Consider the following 15,445-nt stretch of genomic DNA (forward strand, 5'->3'; position numbering starts at 1 on the left):
AATGGACCGGAGGACGGGACCCGGCAGCGCATACAGAAACAGCCGGCGAACCGTTTCCGGTCGCCGGCTGAACTGGAGGAAAGATCAGGCAGCAGCGTCCGGCGAGCGGTGAGCTCGCGCGGCCGCGGCAACGAAACGCCTGATACGCATGCGGAGAGTGTACCTCAGCGGCTGCCCCTCAGATCGCTCCTCAGGTTGCTCCTCAGGTTGCTCCTCAGGTTGCTCCTCAGAGTTGCCCTCGGAGTCGGTCCTCAGAAGCGGGATGAGTACTCGACGGTGAAGCCGCTGTTGACGGCGGCGCCGGCGTTGTCGAAGCAGCTGACGCGGATGCCGAGCGCGCCGGCGCCGGGCGTCCACGGCGAGTGCAGGCCGCAGAAGTCCGGGGTGGTGCCGAACGCGGTGACCTGGACGTTGCCGGGCGGGGCGGCGATCGAGGCGAACGTGACGGTCCAGATCGGGGGACCGCCGGCCAGGGTGCCACCGCCGCCGGCGGAGTTGAAGTTCGTCAGGGGCGGGCCCAGCGGCGGGGTGTTCCAGAGGTAGCCGAACCGGTAGGGCGGGGAGGCGCCGCCGTACAGTGCGCGCTGGTAGGTCCACGTGAGCGTGAAGTGGTTGTTGGTCGGCACGCCGGCGGAGTTGAAGCAGTAGACGCGGAAGAACTGGCCGTTGGCGGAGGACTGCCAGCTGGCGACCTTGCACCGGGCGCCGGCGGCGGGGTTGACGGCCGTGACCTGGACGTTGCCGGCCTGCGGGCCGGCGGTGCCGAGGCCGGTCAGCCCGACCGAGTAGAGGCCGGCGCCGGCGTTGGTGACGGTGTTGGCGGCACCGGTCGTGTTGTACTGGGTGATGATCCCGCCGGCGCTGTTCGCGTCCACGTAGCCGAAGCGGGCGGCGGCGAAGACGCCGGAGCTGCGGGCGAACTGCACGGAGAAGCCGGGCTGCGAGTCGAGGATCCCGCCGGGGCGGTAGCAGCTGACCTTGACGAGCTCGTCCGGGCCGGAGGGGCCCCACGCCTCGGCCTGGCACCAGCGGCCGGGTGGGGTGGCGAACCCGTCGTGCACGGCGGTCACGTGCACGACGCCGCCGGCGGCGGCGATGCCGGGGAACTTGACCAGCCACCGGCCGACCCCGCTGGGGGTGACGGTGGTCGCGGCCGGCCACTGCTGTGACACGACGCCGCCTGACCACAGCGCGAACCCGAACGCGTCGGGCAGCAGCGCGGCGGCCGGCCTGGCGGCGCCGAGGGCGCCGGTGAGCGCGGCGGCGAGCATGACGGCGACGGCACCCGTCAGTCGTCTGAACCTCATACGTTGCCTCCATCCTGGGAAGGGGGAGGGCAGCGTATCGACCAGTGTGGATTGGTAACGGTCGGATCGAGGACTCGCGGCGCGGCGCCGCACAAAGAGTCGTATGGGGTGATTGCCGGTGTCAGCGGACCTTCTGCTGCGGGCGCTCCCGGTGCTTCGCCGCCAGGCGGGTCAGGTAGATCAGGGCCGCGCCCAGCACGCCGACGTCGTCGAGGTAGATCGGGTCGGGCAGCAGGTCGACCGGGGAGATGGTGTAGATGATCGCGCCCCAGAACGCGAACTTGCCGCCGGCGCCCATCGCCTGCAGGTATTTCCCGGTCTTCCAGACGCGGGTGGCGAGGACGATCGCGGTGACCAGCATGGCGACCAGCAGCAGCCCGCCGATCACGATGAGGCCGTAGAACACGATGTCGTCCATGGGCGTGAGTCTACGGGTGATACTCGCACCATGCCCGACACGCCGCCCGTCACGCCGCCTCCGATCACCGGGGCCGACCCCGCGTCGTTCGCCGCCGCCGTCCTGCGGGACCGCCACCCGGCCATCGTGGCCAGGATCCTCGCGGACTTCCCGTTCGCCGCGCCGGTCCGGGACGCGCTTGCAAGGATCTTGCAGGACCCCACGGTGACCCCGCTGCCGCGCGACGCCCACGACTGCAAGGACTGGGACCGGTGGGGCGAGCCGTACTTCGGGCGGTCGTTGTTCGAGGTGCCGTTCCTGTGGGCGGAGAACTACTTCTACCGGCGGCTGCTGCACGCTACCGGCTACCACGAGCCCGGGCCGTGGCAGGGGATCGACCCGTTCGGGCCGCAGAAGGCCGCTGACCTGCCGGGTCCGGCGGAGCTCGCGGCGCTCGACGCGCTGCAGGCCCTGCCGGAGGACGATCAGGCCGCGGCGCTGGTGGCGGCGGCGCTGTGGGGCAACCGGGCCGATCTGGGGTTCCAGCTCGCGCACGGACTCGCCGACATGCAGGCCGAGCTCGTGGCGGACGACACCGACCGGCTCTGGAAGTGGCTTGCAAGCGGCGGCGGCACCGTCTGCGTGGTCGCCGACAACGCGGGCCGGGAGCTGCTGCCGGACCTGGTGCTCATCGACTTCCTGCTGCGCACCGGCCGGGCCGCCCGCGTCGAGCTGCACGTCAAGCCCGCGCCGTACTTCGTCTCCGACGCGCTCACCGCGGACGTGCTGGCGGAGCTGCGGCGCTTCGGCGACGGCAGCGAGATCGGGGGGCGGCTGTGGGAGGCGCTGCGGGCCGGGAGCCTGGAGCTCGTCACCGACCCGTTCTACTGCGCGCCGCTGGAGTTTCCGGCGATGCCCGCCGGACTCGCCGCCCGCTTCGGGGCGGCGACGCTGACCATCCTCAAGGGGGATCTGAACTACCGGCGCCTGGTGGGCGATCGCGACTGGGCGCCGGAGACGTCGTTCTCGGGTCTTACCGCATACTTTCCCGGGCCGGTCGCGGCCCTGCGAACGGTGAAGTCGGACGTGGTCGCCGGGTTGGCCGCGGGCGTCGAGGCGAAGCTACCCGCGTCATGGCGCACCAGCGGCAGTTTTGCCATGGTCCAAGTGCGGGGTTGACACCGTGGCGGTGGTCGTGAAGGTCGGGCCGGCCCAGATGCTGCGGTTCGTCGTCATGTTGAGCACTCTGCCGGGCGCCACTTGGCGGCCACTTGCGGTCGGCTTGCGAAACCCCTCAAGGGTGGTGGCGGTCACGCATCGATGGCGCTCGTAGCCCGGAAATTTCCGACATGTCGGTCGCTGCAAGCCTTAAGACAGACTTGAAGACCCCTTCATTGACGCTCCTGTACGGGCGGCGAAGCATTGCCATCGGCGAGGCGGTCGCACCTGTGGAGGAGTCATGGGTCATCGCATCGGCAAGCTCGTCCCGTTCTCCGTGCAAGTCGTGGTGCTGGCGGTGGCGGCGGCCGGGGGCACGGCCGTCGCGCTCGCCGCCGACGTCGCACCCGGGTTCTCCGGCCGGCACCGGCCGCCGGGGCGCGGCGGGGGCGTCGACCTGGAGGTGCAGAGCCTCGACGGGTCCGGCAACAACCGGGCCCACCCCCGGTGGGGCAGCGCCGGGCAGCCGTACAGCAGGGTCGCGCCGGCGCGCTACGCCGACGGCCGGTCCGCACTGGTGCAGGGCCCTGACGTGCGCTGGGTCAGCAACCGCGTCTTCAACGACACGAACCAGAACATCTTCTCCGACCGCCGGGTGAGCCAGTGGGGCTTCGTCTGGGGCCAGTTCGTCGACCACACCATCGGCCTGCGGGAGGAGGGCACCGCGGAGAAGGCCGACATCGCGTTCAGCGCCGCCGACCCGCTCGAGTCGTTCACCAACACGCTCGGTGGCATCCCGTTCACCCGCTCCAAGCCCGCCCCCGGCCGGGGGCCACGGCAGCAGACGAACCTGGTCAGCTCCTACGTCGACGCCTGGGCGGTGTACGGCGGCACCCGCGAACGCCTCGAATGGCTGCGGGAAGGCCCGGTCGACGGCGACATGACGAACAACGGCCCGCACCTGCTGCTGCAGGAGGGCTACCTGCCGCGCCGCGACAGCCGCGGCGACCCCGGCACCGCGCCGGGCGGTCGTCGCCGGCGACCAGCGGGCCAACGAGAACATCGGGCTCACCGCCGTCCAGACGCTCTTCGCCCGCGAGCACAACCGGGTCGTCGACCTGCTGCCCGCGACGCTCAGCGCCGAGCAGCGCTTCCAGATCGCCCGCCGGGTCGTCATCGCCGAGCAGCAGTTCATCACCTACGAGCAGTTCCTGCCCGCGCTCGGCGTCACCCTGCCGAGGTACCGCGGCTACCGGCCCGACGTCGACGCGTCGCTGTCCAACGAGTTCGCGACCGTCGGGTACCGCGCCCACAGCATGATCCACGGCGAGCTGGAGGTCTCGTCGGCCGCAGGCCGCTACAGCGCCGTCGTGCTGGACCAGCTGCGCCGCGGCGGCGTACAGGTCGAGGCCGACGGCGCCGACGTCGAGCTGGCCGTCCCGCTCAACGTCGCCTACTTCAACCCCGACCTCGTCCCGGCGCTGCAGCTCGGGCCGCTGCTGCGGGGCATCGGCGCCGAGGCCGAGTACCGCAACGACGAGCAGATCGACAACCAGCTGCGCAGCGTCCTGTTCCAGGTCCCGGTCGCCGGCAACCCGCGGTGCCTGGACGGCCCGACCCTCCCACAATGTTTCCGCGGCGTCGTCGACCTCGGCGCCGTCGACGTGCAGCGCGGCCGCGACCACGGCATCCCCGGATACAACCAGCTGCGCCGCGCGTACGGGCTGCCGGCCCGCCGCACGTTCCGGGCGATCACCGGCGAGGCGACCGAGGAGTGGCCACGCGACCCGCAGCTGACCGCCGGCAAAGAGGTCGACGACCCGTCGGCGCTGGACTTCGTCGCCCTGTTCGACGCCGCCGGCAAGCGGGTCGACCCCGCGTCGGAGGAGGCGTCGACCTCCGTCACCCGCGGCGTGCGACGCACCGCCCTCGCCGCCCGGCTCAAGGCGGTGTACGGCTCCGTCGACCGGGTCGACGCGTTCGTCGGCATGGTGGCCGAGCCGCACCTGCGCGGCACCGAGTTCGGCGAGCTGCAGCTGGCGATCTGGAGCCGCCAGTTCCAGGCGCTGCGCGACGGCGACCGCTTCTTCTACCGCACCGACCCCGGACTGGAGATGATCAGGCGGGTGTACGGGGTGGACTTCCGCCGCTCCCTGGGTGACATCATCGCCCTGAACACCGACATCGCGCGATCAGACCTGGCGCCGGATGTGTTCCTGGTCTGACGCTTTCCTGGTTTTGTTCCGTGGGCCTGGGTAGGACCTCGCAATGCAACCTGAAGCCGACGAGTCGGTGCCGGAGCTGGCGCCTCAGCCTGACGACGAGCCGCCGGCGCCCGCGCCACCCTCCTCCTCGACCGGGCAGACCTCCTCCCCGTCCGGCCCGACCAGCGGTGCGGCCGGGCAGATCAGCGGTGCGTCCGCGCAGACCAGCGGCTCCGCCGCCTCGGCCGGCGGGCAGACCAACGGCGTGCCGTTCCGCGCGAACACCGGCGGCACGCCCGCCGCGGCCCTGGCGACCCTGTGGAACGACAGCGACCGGCACCGTATCCGCGGCAGGTGGCAGGAGCTGCAGGCCAAGTTCCTCGACGACCCGCACCTGGTCGCCGCGGAGGCCGAACGGCTCGTCCAGGAGGCGGTCAGCTCCCTGACCACCTCCCTGGACGCCCGGCGCAGCCAGCTGCACCAGCAGCGGGCCGCCCGCGGACTCGACACCGAGAACCTGCGCGCCTCGCTGCGCGACTACCGCGAGTTCCTCGACCGCATCCTCGGCCTCTAGGGGGTCCACATGAACTCGACGACGATCACGATCGGCCTGGTCGTGCTGGCCCTGGCGGTCGGCGGCTGGATCCTGCTGCGCGGCGGCAAGGAGGAGGAAGAGGAGGAGACGACGGCCTCGTCGGCCCCGCCCACCCCCCGCCCGCCCGTGGCCGCGACACCCGGAGCCGCGATGCCCGGCACCGGCATGCCTGCCGCCGCGATGCCCGGCGCCGCGATGCCCGGAGCGGCGGTGCCCGGCACCGGCATGCCCGGGGTCGCCATGCCCGGCGCCATGCCCGGCATGCCCACCCCGAACGGCAACGGCATGCCCGTCAACGGCGCGCAGATGCCCGCGTACGGGGCCGCCTACGGCGCCGCGGCCGGCGTCCCCTCGATGCCGTCGCCGATGTCCTCCGTGCCGGCGCCCGGCTCCTACTACTCGTCCGCGTCCTCCCTGACGTCGGAGGGTCACGCGTACGAGGTCAGGGCCCGCTGGCAGGAGCTGCAGCTGCGGTTCGTCGACGACCCGCAGACCGCGGCGGGCGAGGCGGAGCGCCTCGTCGACGACGCCCTCGCCGGGGTGACCGCGTCGCTCAACGCCCGCAAGGACCAGCTCAGCACCTGGCGCGCCAGCGGCCGGGACGACACCGAGCAGCTGCGGGCGGCGGTCCACGGGTACCGCGACTTCCTGACCCACCTCGTCGGTCCATAGTTACTGGTTTCGTTTGATCCGCACTGTCTGGCGGGCATACCTCCTGTGAAGGAGGACCGCCATGACAACCACTCAAGTTCTCATCACGATCGTCGTGCTCCTGGTGATCGCGGCGATCGGTTACGGCATCTGGTTCGTCACCCGGCGGCGGGCGCTGCAGCACCGGTTCGGCCCCGAGTACGACCGGGCCGTCGCCGAGGGTGACAGCCGCGCCGCCGCCGAACGGGAGCTCCGCGAGCGGGAGCGCCGCCACGCCGAGCTGGAGCTGCGCGAGCTCACCCCGGAGGCGCGCACCCGGTACACCACCGCGTGGACCGAGATCCAGGCCCGCTTCCTCGACGACCCCACCGGCGCCGTCCGCGACGCCGACGCCCTCGTCACCGAGCTGGTCGCCGAGCGCGGCTACCCGACCGGCGAGTACGAGGAGCAGGTCGCCCACCTGTCCGTCGAGCACGCGCGCACCCTCGGCCACTACCGCGACGCCCACGAGATCAGCGACCTCAGCGACCGCGGCGAGGCCACCACCGAGCAACTGCGCCAAGCCGTCGTCCACTACCGCACCCTCTTCTCGGACCTGCTCGGCGTCGACGCCACCCCCGGCGCCACCCCCTCATCCGCGGCCCCCTCCGGTACTGCTACCTCCGGCGCTGCTACCTCCGGCGCGGCTACCTCCAGCGCCGCCGCCTCCGACGACGTCCGTGCCGACGACGTCCGTGCCGACGACGTCCGTGCCGACGACGTCCGTGCCGACGACGTCCGCGCTCATGCGCCCCGCACCGATGACGTCCGCGCTGACGATGTCCGCGCTCATGCGGCCCGTGCCGATGACGTCCGTGCTGACGACGTCCGCGCTGACGACGTCCGTGCTCATCGGGCCCATGCCGATGACGTCCGTGCCGACGACGGCCGTGCCAACGCGGTCCGCGCCGGCGACGCCCGTGCCGACCATGTCCGTGCCGGCGCTGTCCGTGCCGACGACGCGGCTGACGCTTCCGCCGTGCGCGACACCGACGTGCCCGGGCAGCGCGACCCCGAGGACGTTCCCCGCGACACCAGCCGCCGGTCGTAGGGCCGGGAAAGGAACCCCCGATGCAGGATCAACGCGGCAACCTCGACGAGACGCACGTGCCCGGCCCCCGCCACCCCTCCGACGACGACAGGACCGACGACACCGCCGTGGGCATCGCCCACACCGACCACGACACCGACGCCCACGCCGACGACGAGCGAGACGGCGAGACACACTCGGCGGGAACGTACGCCTCCGGCAACGCCCTGACCGACGCCGACCACAACGGCATCGCCGACCGCGACGACGTCGAGGTCGTCGACCACGATCAGGCCCTGGAAGAGGAGCGCACCGAAGACCGCGCTGAGGACGAGCGCTCGGACGACACCCGCGCCGACGGCTCCGGCGACTGGACCGGGGGCCGCGCCGACGAGCGCTCGGATGACACCCTGTCCGACGGCTCCGCCGACTGGACCGAGGACCGTGCCGCCGACGAGCGCTTGGACGACACGCTCGGCTCCGCCGACTGGACCGAGGACCGGGCCGCCGACGAGCGCTTGGACGACACGCTGGCCGACGAAAGGTCCGACATCCGGGCCGACGGCGGCTCCGCCGACTGGACCGGAGGCGGCTCCGCCGACCGGACCGACGACGGCTCCGCCGACCGGGCCGACGATCGGGGCGGTGACTGGGCCGGCGAGGAGGCGGACACCGGCGATGCCGCTCGTGACGAGACGGCCGAGGAGATCGCGGCCCGTGACGAGAACGAGGCCCGGGGCGACGCCGACTTCGTCCCCGCGGACATCGAGTCGCGGGCCAACGAGCGCGACGAGGAGGCGGCCGCCGCCGCGGAAGACGCCGAGGACCGTGCGTGGGCCGCAGAGCACGCGACCCAGCTCCGGGCGGGCTCCCTGCCGGAGGATCAGCTGGACACCCGCACCGGCGACCACACCGCCGTCCTCGCCGACAACCGCACCGACGACGACGCTTCCGACACGCGCGACACCCACACCGCCGTCCTGACGGACGCCCACACCGACGACGCTTCCGACGCGCGCGACGCCGACACCGACGGGCGCTTCGACGACGCGTCCGGCGATGCCCGCGCCGACGACGCGTCCGACGACGCCAGCGCCGACGACGCGCCAACCTACGCGCGCGCCGACGATGACGGGTCCGCCTTCACCCACGCCGACGACGCTTCCGCCTACGCGGCTACGGGCAACCGTGCCGACGTCGATGCGGATGTCGATGTCGCCGACGACACCGATGCTGACACCGCGGACGACCGCCGGGACGGCACCCTCGCCGGGCCGGTCCTGACCGACGACCCAGTCGTGACCGACGAGCCCGTCACCGCCGGCGAGGGCAACGCCAGCAGCGAAGCGCTCGAAGGCGGCGAGGCGCTCGACGCCGGCGACGTCGTCGCGGTCCCCGTGCCGGCCGGTGCGGCGGACGGCGACACCACCGGCGCGGAGAGCGGGGCCGGGCAGGACCTGCGGCCCGGGGCGGTCGAGACGGTGCCGGTCGGAGCGATCTGGGCCGAAGGCGCCGCCGACGGCCTGCGCGAACGGTGGCGCGAGCTGCAGCTGCGCTTCATCGACGACCCGCGGTCCGTCGCCGGCGAGGCCGACCAGCTCGTCACCGAGGCGGTCACGGCCGTCACCGGGGCCCTCGAGTCGCAGCGGGCGCAGCTGAGCGCCTGGCAGCAGGAGGGCAGCGAGGACACGGAGCGGCTGCGGGCCGCGGTGCGCCAGTACCGCGACTTCCTCGACCGCCTGCTCGGCCTGTGACCGGATAGCTTCCCCGCGAAGATACCCGGTGGTAACCTCCCTGGTACCAGTCGGTACCAGGGAGGCTGCATGCACGTCAGGATCGCGATCGTCGGTGCGGGCTTCGGCGGCCTGGGCGCCGCGATCCGGCTCAAGCAGCGCGGCCACGACGACTTCGTCGTCTTCGAACGGGCGGCGGACCTCGGCGGCACCTGGCGCGACAACTCCTACCCGGGCTGCGCGTGCGACGTGCCCTCGCACGTCTACTCGTTCTCCTTCGCGCTGAACCCGGCCTGGAGCAACACCTACTCCCCGCAGCCCGAGATCTGGCAGTACCTGCGAAGCTGCGCGGACCGCTTCGGGCTGCGGCCCAGCATCCGCTTCGACACCGACGTGCGGCTCGCGTGCTGGGATGCCGCCGCCGGGCACTGGCGGATCGAGACGTCCCGCGGCGAGTGGACCGCCGCCGTGCTGATCAGCGCCGGTGGCCCGCTCAACGAGCCGGTCGTCCCGAAGCTCGCCGGCCTGGAGACCTTCCGCGGCGAGACCTTCCACTCCTCCCGCTGGAACCACGACCTCGACCTGACCGGCCGCAGGGTCGCCGTCATCGGCACCGGGGCGTCGGCGATCCAGTTCGTGCCGGCGATCCAGCCCTCCGTCGCCCGCCTGACCCTCTTCCAGCGCACGGCCGCGTGGGTCATGCCGCGCAACGAACGCCCGCTGCGTCGCTGGGAGCACACGCTGTACAGGCGGATCCCCGGCTCGCAGCGGCTGATGCGCACGATCGTCTACTGGGCGATCGAGTCCACGGTCATCGGCTTCCTCCGCCCGCCCGTGATGCGGCTCGCGCAACGGATCGCGCTGCGCAACCTGCGCTCCGCCGTCACCGACCCGGCGCTGCGCGCCAAGCTGACCCCGGGCTACGCGATGGGCTGCAAGCGGGTCCTCAAGTCCAACACCTACTACCCGTCGCTGACCCGGGACAACGTCGACGTGGTGACCGAGCCGATCGCGGAGGTCCGTCCACAAGGGATCGTCACCCGCGACGGCGTCGAGCACGAGGTCGACACCATCATCTTCGGTACCGGCTTCCACGTCACCGACCTCCCCATCTCCGAACGTGTCCGTGGCCGCGACGGCCGCAGCCTGGCCGAGGTGTGGCAGGGCAGCCCGCAGGCCTACCGCGGCACCACCGTCGCCGGCTTCCCCAACCTCTTCCTCCTGCTCGGCCCTAACACCGGCCTCGGCCACAACTCGGTCGTGCTGATGATCGAGGCCCAGATCGAATACGTCCTGGGCGCCCTGAAGACCCTGGACCGCGCGCGCAGCATCGAGCCGCGCGCGGAGGCGCAGCGTGCCTTCACCGCCGCCGTCGACCGCCGCATGGCGAAGACGGTGTGGGCGACCGGTGGCTGCAGCAGCTGGTACATCGACACGACCGGCCGCAACTCGACCCTGTGGCCGGGGTCCACCTGGCGCTTCCGGCAGCGGATGAAGCGCTTCGACGTCACGGCATACGAGGTGACCGCATGACCCTGCACAGTGTCCGCAAGGGAACCGGTGAGCCGCTCGTGCTCATTCACGGCATCGGCCACCACTGGCGCGCCTGGGAGCCGGTCATCGACCTGCTCGCCGAGCACCACGACGTGATCGCGATCGACCTGCCCGGCTTCGGCCGCTCGCCCGCCCCGGCCGACAACCAGGGCATGCCGAGCGCCGTCGCGGCCCTGGCCGGATACTTCGCCGAGACGGGCCTGGACCGGCCGCACGTCGCCGGCAACAGCCTCGGCGGTGCCATCGCCCTGGAGCTCGCTGCCGGCGGCCACGCCCGCTCGGCGACCGCCCTGTCGCCCGCCGGCTTCTGCACCCCCGCCCAGGTGCGCCGCGCGCTGAGCATCCTGCGCGGCCACCGCGCCGGCGCCTTCACCCCCACGCCGCTGCTGAAGGCTTTCTACCGCACCGGCTTCGGCAAGGCATTCTCCTTCGGCTGGCTGGTGCGCGACCCGAGCGTCCTCACCGCCGAACGCGCCCTCGCCGACACCCTGGCCCTGCGCGGCGGCAAGGGCTTCGGCGCCGTCGCCCGTCACGGCCGCGCCTACGCCTACACCGCCCGCCCCGACGTCCCGGTCACCGTCGCCTGGGGCTCCCGGGACCGCATCTTCCTGCCGGTCCAGGCCGACGTCGCCCGCGAACGCCTCCCCGGCGCCCGCCACGTCGCCCTCGACGGCTGCGGCCACGTCCCCATGAGCGACAACCCCACCCTGGTCGCGGAGGTCATTCTGCATACGACCACCGCCGCGACCGTCCAGCCGCGCGCGCATTCATGACCGCCAGCGCCTCACGCCGAACACCGTCAGGATCGTGGCGCAGGCGGGCGTGGGTGAACCGCACGACGGTCAGCCCCTCGGCCTGCAGCGCCGTGTCGCGGCGCAGATCCCGCTCCCGATCGGCGAGACCGGCGTGGAACTCCGTGCCGTCGAGCTCGAAGTCGACACCGGTGCGCGGGTCGAAGGCGTCCATGTACACCGTGTGCCCGCCAACCCTGACCGGTGCCTGCCATCGCAGGCCCTCGAATCCCGCACCCGTGAACACCCGCTGATACCCCCACAGCTCGAGCTGGCTTCTGCACCCCGCCTGCAGCAGCTCGACCAGCCGCGCCAGCCCGCGCCGCCCACCGATCCGTGGCGCGCGATCCAGGGCAGCCACGAGCCGAACGGGTGTCGTCATGCGGCGGTTGACCGCGACGATCGCTGACGCACGCCCCACGTCCCGCTCCAGCAACGGCCAGCTGTCGACCACCGCCCGCTCGACGCGGACGACCCGCAACCCGTCGCGGACGACGACGTCGTCCAGCGGGGCCACCCGGCGATGGACGCGGACGCCCGCCGCTCCGCGCAGGAAGTGTCCCGGCCCGATGGTGAGATGGATCGGGCCGGTGGCCGGCGCGGGAAGCCGCCACACCTCCAGCGCGCTGGTGTGTGACAGCGCGCCGCTCTCGCCGCCATACCGGGCGACGGCCCGCAGCAGTGCCCGCCTGTCGTCAGCCAGAGCCGAGTCGACGAACGTCTTCGGGCAGACCCTGACGATCTGGCCGCTGCCGGCGGCACGGTCGACAACAACCCGATCGACGACGCGGACAGCGGCGCGTCGGAGCACGACACCGTCGTTGGCGTCGGCGAACTGCTGGAGTGACCGGTGCATGCCTGAATGCTGCCCCGCCCACGCTGTTCGCGCTCCGCGACCTGCGCCGATCTGTGGATATCTGCCCGCTTGTGGACAACCGCGAAACGGTCACGGTAGATCGCGCATCGGATAGACGCTGCGCGATCCACCCGCATTTCAGAGATCATTTTGTGGGTGGATCGCGCAGCGTCGATGGCGCAAACGGGACAAGTTGGGGCATTGATCAATGTCTGTGCATGGGGGGGGCGGCCGCGAGGTGTGGTTCGAGGTGGGGTGTGGCCCGAGGCGCGGTGCTGGAGGTGGTGCCAGCGGCTGCTGCGAGATGTGGTTCGAGGGGTGGCGGGGTGTCGATGGCGCAGATGGGACAAGTTGGGGCATTGATCAATGTCTGTGAAGGTGGCGGGAGGCCGCGAGGTGTGGTTCGAGGAGGAGGAGGCGCTGAGCAGTCGCGCTCGTGGTGGCGGCCATGTCCTGGGTGATGCGGGCGCCAGAGGCGCATAGAGCGGGCGTTGGGCCCGCGACGGGCCCGGCCGTCGGCGGGCGGCCGTCGGCGGGCGGCCGTCGGCGGGCGGCCGCACCCGCCTCCGTCGGCCCTCGCCGGGTTGGGAGCGTGGGTGCGGCGCCCGGAGCGACCTCAGAACCGCACGAGGGTGCGGGCGCCGACGCCGGACCGCATGCGGTCGAAGGCGGCCGGCACCTCGGCCAGGGAGACGTGGTCGGTGACGAGGGCGGCCAGGTTCAGCGCCCCCGACCGGTAGTGCGACAGCAGCACGGGCACGTCGACGGCGGGGTCGGTGCTGCCGTACATGCATCCGGTGAGCGTCCGGGCGAAGTACGCCACCTCCAGGGCGTTGAACGTCACCTCGTCGGCGCTGGAGCCCAGGCCGAGCACGGTGGCACGCCCGCCGCGGCGGGTCACGGACCAGGCGGCGCGGATCGTCGCGGCGCGGCCCACGCACTCGATGGCGTGGTCGGCGCCCCGGCCGGAGGTCAGCGCGCGGACCTCCTTGGCCAGCGACGGGCCGGGAGCCAGGAAGTGGGTCGCGCCCAGCGACAGCGCCAGCGAAGACTTCGCCGGGGACGCGTCGACGGCGATGACCGTGGACGCCCCGGCGATGCGGGCGCCCTGCAGCGCAGCGAGACCGACGCCGCCGAGGCCGATCACGACGACCGACTCCCCGGAACGCACCCGGGCGGAGTTGAGGACCGCCCCCACGCCGGTGAGGACCGCGCAGCCGAGCAGGGCCGCCTCGTCGAGCGGGATGTCCGCCGGGACGGGGATGCAGGCGTGCGCGCCGATGACCGTCTCGGTGGCGAACGCCCCGGTGCCGAGGCCCGCGTAGAGGTCGTCCCCGAGCGCGGTGCGCGCATAGGGTACCCCGCGGGCGTCGTCGGCGTGCGAGCACAGGTACGGCTCGCCGGCTGAACAGAACCAGCAGGAGCGGCACGGCGGCGACCAGTTCAGCACCACGTGGTCGCCGACCGAGATGTCCGAGACGGAGGACCCGACCTCCACGACGACGCCGGCGCCCTCGTGGCCGAGCACCACCGGGAACGGCTGGCGGAGAGTGCCGTTGGCCAGGGACAGGTCGGAGTGGCAGACCCCGGCCGCCGCCAGGCGCACCCGCACCTGCGACGGGCCGACGGGGTTCAGCACGACGTCCTCGACCGAGGCGGGACCGTCCACCGCTCGCAGTACCAGCGCGGAAGTCACAGCTGGATCGCCTTCACCGACGTGAACTCCTCGAAGCCGTGGACGCCGAGCTCGCGCCCGTATCCGGAGTCCCCGATCCCGCCGAACGGCGCGAGGGGGTTGAACGAGCCGCCGTTGACGTCGACCTGACCGGTCCGGAGGCGGCGGGCGACCGCGAGCGCACGCTCGGAGGACCCCGACCAGACGCTGCCGGCCAGGCCGTACGGCGTCCCGTTGGCGATGCGGACGGCGTCGTCCTCGTTGCGGTACCGGATGATCGACAGGACCGGCCCGAAGATCTCCTCCTGCGCGATGACGGAGTCGGGGTCCACGCCGGCGAAGACGACCGGCGCCACGTAGTAGCCGACGTCGGGCACGGAGCCGTCGCCCAGCGCCATCCGGGCACCGTCGGCGACCCCACGCGCGATGTAGGACCGCACCCGGTCGCGCTGGGCGGCGGAGGCGAGGGGACCGAGACGGGTCGCCGGGTCGGTGGGGTCGCCGACGGTGTACTTCGAAGCGGCCGCGACGGCCAGGTCGACCACCTCGTCGTGCTGGGACTCGTGCACGAGCAGGCGGGTCCAGGCGGTGCAGGTCTGGCCGGAGTTCAGGTAGCAGTTGCCGATGCCCACCTTCACCGCGGTGGCCAGGTCGGCGTCCGGCAGGATCACGTTGGCGGACTTCCCGCCGAGCTCGAGCGAGACCCGCGCGAGATGCGACGCGGCGAGGGCGGCCACGGTACGGCCGGCGCCCGTCGACCCGGTGAACGACACGAGATCCACCCCGGGGTGCCCCGCCAGGGCCGCACCGGTCGGGTCGCCGTAGCCGGTGACCAGGTTGTACACGCCCGACGGCAGCCCCGCCTCGCGGACCAGCTCGGCGAGGCGCAAGGCGGACAGGGGCGCGACCTCGCTCGGCTTGTGCACGACGGTGTTGCCGGCGGCGAGGGCCGGGGCGAGCTTCGCGACCGTCTGGTGCAGCGGGTAGTTCCACGGGGTGATCGCCGCGACGACCCCGACCGGGTCGCGCACGACGAGCGAGTTGTCGATCCGCTCCTCGCACTCGTCGCGGTTGAGCAGGTCGACCATCGAGGACAGCACCGCGATCGGCAGGCCCACCTGCACCTTGCGGGCGATGGCCACCGGCGCGCCCATCTCCGCGGTGATGATGCCGGCGAGCTCGTCGGCGTGCGCGGCGAGCAGGTCGCGCAGCGCCGCCAGGTGTGCGGCGCGCTCGGCCCGCGGCAGCGCCGACCACGGCCCGAGGGCGGCCCGGGCGGCGGCAACGGCCGGGTCCACGGAATCGGTCTCCGGAACGGACCCGATGACCTCCTCGGTCGCCGGGTTGTAGACGTCGATGCTCATGCCGCCACCTTCCGCTGCGCTCCAGGCGTCGGCCTGAGCCGAACCTGCCATGCTGATGAGCGGCCCGAGCCGCTCCGCTGCCCGCTCATGG

13 protein-coding genes and 1 pseudogene are annotated in these 15,445 nt (G+C 72.7%); 9 read left to right on the top strand and 5 right to left on the bottom strand.

From position 1 onward, the window contains the following. Window positions 1-251: 251 nt before the first annotated feature. Both AB0J72_RS15290 and AB0J72_RS15295 read right to left on the bottom strand, forming a co-directional pair. Window positions 252-1,307 (bottom strand): hypothetical protein, encoded by a 1,056-nt coding sequence (locus AB0J72_RS15290; RefSeq protein ID WP_363399010.1) that lies wholly within the window; start codon window positions 1,305-1,307, stop codon window positions 252-254. Window positions 1,308-1,428: 121 nt separating this feature from the next. Next, complete coding sequence (locus AB0J72_RS15295; protein ID WP_344503430.1) at window positions 1,429-1,725, bottom strand: YkvA family protein; 297 nt, start codon at window positions 1,723-1,725, stop codon at window positions 1,429-1,431. Window positions 1,726-1,755: 30 nt separating this feature from the next. On the opposite strand from AB0J72_RS15295, the gene AB0J72_RS15300 reads away from it, so the two are divergent. From AB0J72_RS15300 to AB0J72_RS15340, 9 genes and pseudogenes are all read left to right on the top strand, one after another. Beyond that, window positions 1,756-2,883 carry a damage-control phosphatase ARMT1 family protein gene (locus tag AB0J72_RS15300; protein WP_363399012.1) on the top strand — a complete coding sequence of 376 codons (1,128 nt, stop codon included), beginning with the start codon at window positions 1,756-1,758 and terminating at the stop codon, window positions 2,881-2,883. A gap of 280 nt (window positions 2,884-3,163) precedes the next feature. Next, a pseudogene (locus AB0J72_RS15305) lies at window positions 3,164-3,805 on the top strand (peroxidase family protein); the annotation flags it as partial. A 118-nt stretch (window positions 3,806-3,923) separates the two neighbouring features. Further along, window positions 3,924-5,087 (top strand): peroxidase family protein, encoded by a 1,164-nt coding sequence (locus AB0J72_RS15310; protein ID WP_363399342.1) that lies wholly within the window; start codon window positions 3,924-3,926, stop codon window positions 5,085-5,087. Window positions 5,088-5,130: 43 nt separating this feature from the next. Continuing rightward, window positions 5,131-5,640 carry a hypothetical protein gene (locus AB0J72_RS15315; RefSeq protein ID WP_363399014.1) on the top strand — a complete coding sequence of 170 codons (510 nt, stop codon included), beginning with the start codon at window positions 5,131-5,133 and terminating at the stop codon, window positions 5,638-5,640. Between the two features lie 9 nt (window positions 5,641-5,649). Continuing rightward, window positions 5,650-6,333 carry a hypothetical protein gene (locus tag AB0J72_RS15320; protein ID WP_363399016.1) on the top strand — a complete coding sequence of 228 codons (684 nt, stop codon included), beginning with the start codon at window positions 5,650-5,652 and terminating at the stop codon, window positions 6,331-6,333. A 61-nt stretch (window positions 6,334-6,394) separates the two neighbouring features. Continuing rightward, window positions 6,395-7,402 (top strand): hypothetical protein, encoded by a 1,008-nt coding sequence (locus tag AB0J72_RS15325; protein WP_363399021.1) that lies wholly within the window; start codon window positions 6,395-6,397, stop codon window positions 7,400-7,402. Between the two features lie 20 nt (window positions 7,403-7,422). Further along, the gene (locus tag AB0J72_RS15330; protein ID WP_363399023.1) at window positions 7,423-9,135 is read left to right on the top strand and encodes a hypothetical protein; all 1,713 of its coding nucleotides are present in this window, start codon (window positions 7,423-7,425) and stop codon (window positions 9,133-9,135) included. Between the two features lie 69 nt (window positions 9,136-9,204). Continuing rightward, window positions 9,205-10,647 (top strand): NAD(P)/FAD-dependent oxidoreductase, encoded by a 1,443-nt coding sequence (locus tag AB0J72_RS15335; protein WP_363399025.1) that lies wholly within the window; start codon window positions 9,205-9,207, stop codon window positions 10,645-10,647. Then, window positions 10,644-11,441 (top strand): alpha/beta fold hydrolase, encoded by a 798-nt coding sequence (locus AB0J72_RS15340; protein ID WP_363399027.1) that lies wholly within the window; start codon window positions 10,644-10,646, stop codon window positions 11,439-11,441. Before AB0J72_RS15335 ends, AB0J72_RS15340 begins: the two co-directional genes overlap by 4 nt. On the opposite strand, the gene AB0J72_RS15345 is transcribed toward AB0J72_RS15340, so the two are convergent. From AB0J72_RS15345 to AB0J72_RS15355, 3 genes are all read right to left on the bottom strand, one after another. Then, window positions 11,389-12,315 (bottom strand): DUF559 domain-containing protein, encoded by a 927-nt coding sequence (locus AB0J72_RS15345; protein ID WP_363399029.1) that lies wholly within the window; start codon window positions 12,313-12,315, stop codon window positions 11,389-11,391. The genes AB0J72_RS15340 and AB0J72_RS15345 overlap by 53 nt on opposite strands. A gap of 616 nt (window positions 12,316-12,931) precedes the next feature. Next, window positions 12,932-14,011, bottom strand: a complete 1,080-nt coding sequence (locus AB0J72_RS15350) for a zinc-binding dehydrogenase (RefSeq protein ID WP_363399031.1) — start codon at window positions 14,009-14,011, stop codon at window positions 12,932-12,934. Continuing rightward, window positions 14,008-15,354, bottom strand: a complete 1,347-nt coding sequence (locus AB0J72_RS15355; RefSeq protein ID WP_363399033.1) for an aldehyde dehydrogenase family protein — start codon at window positions 15,352-15,354, stop codon at window positions 14,008-14,010. Before AB0J72_RS15355 ends, AB0J72_RS15350 begins: the two co-directional genes overlap by 4 nt. Between the last annotated feature and the right edge of the window lie 91 nt (window positions 15,355-15,445).

Source organism: Dactylosporangium sp. NPDC049742 (assembly GCF_040674675.1).
GTDB lineage: Bacteria > Actinomycetota > Actinomycetes > Mycobacteriales > Micromonosporaceae > Dactylosporangium > Dactylosporangium maewongense.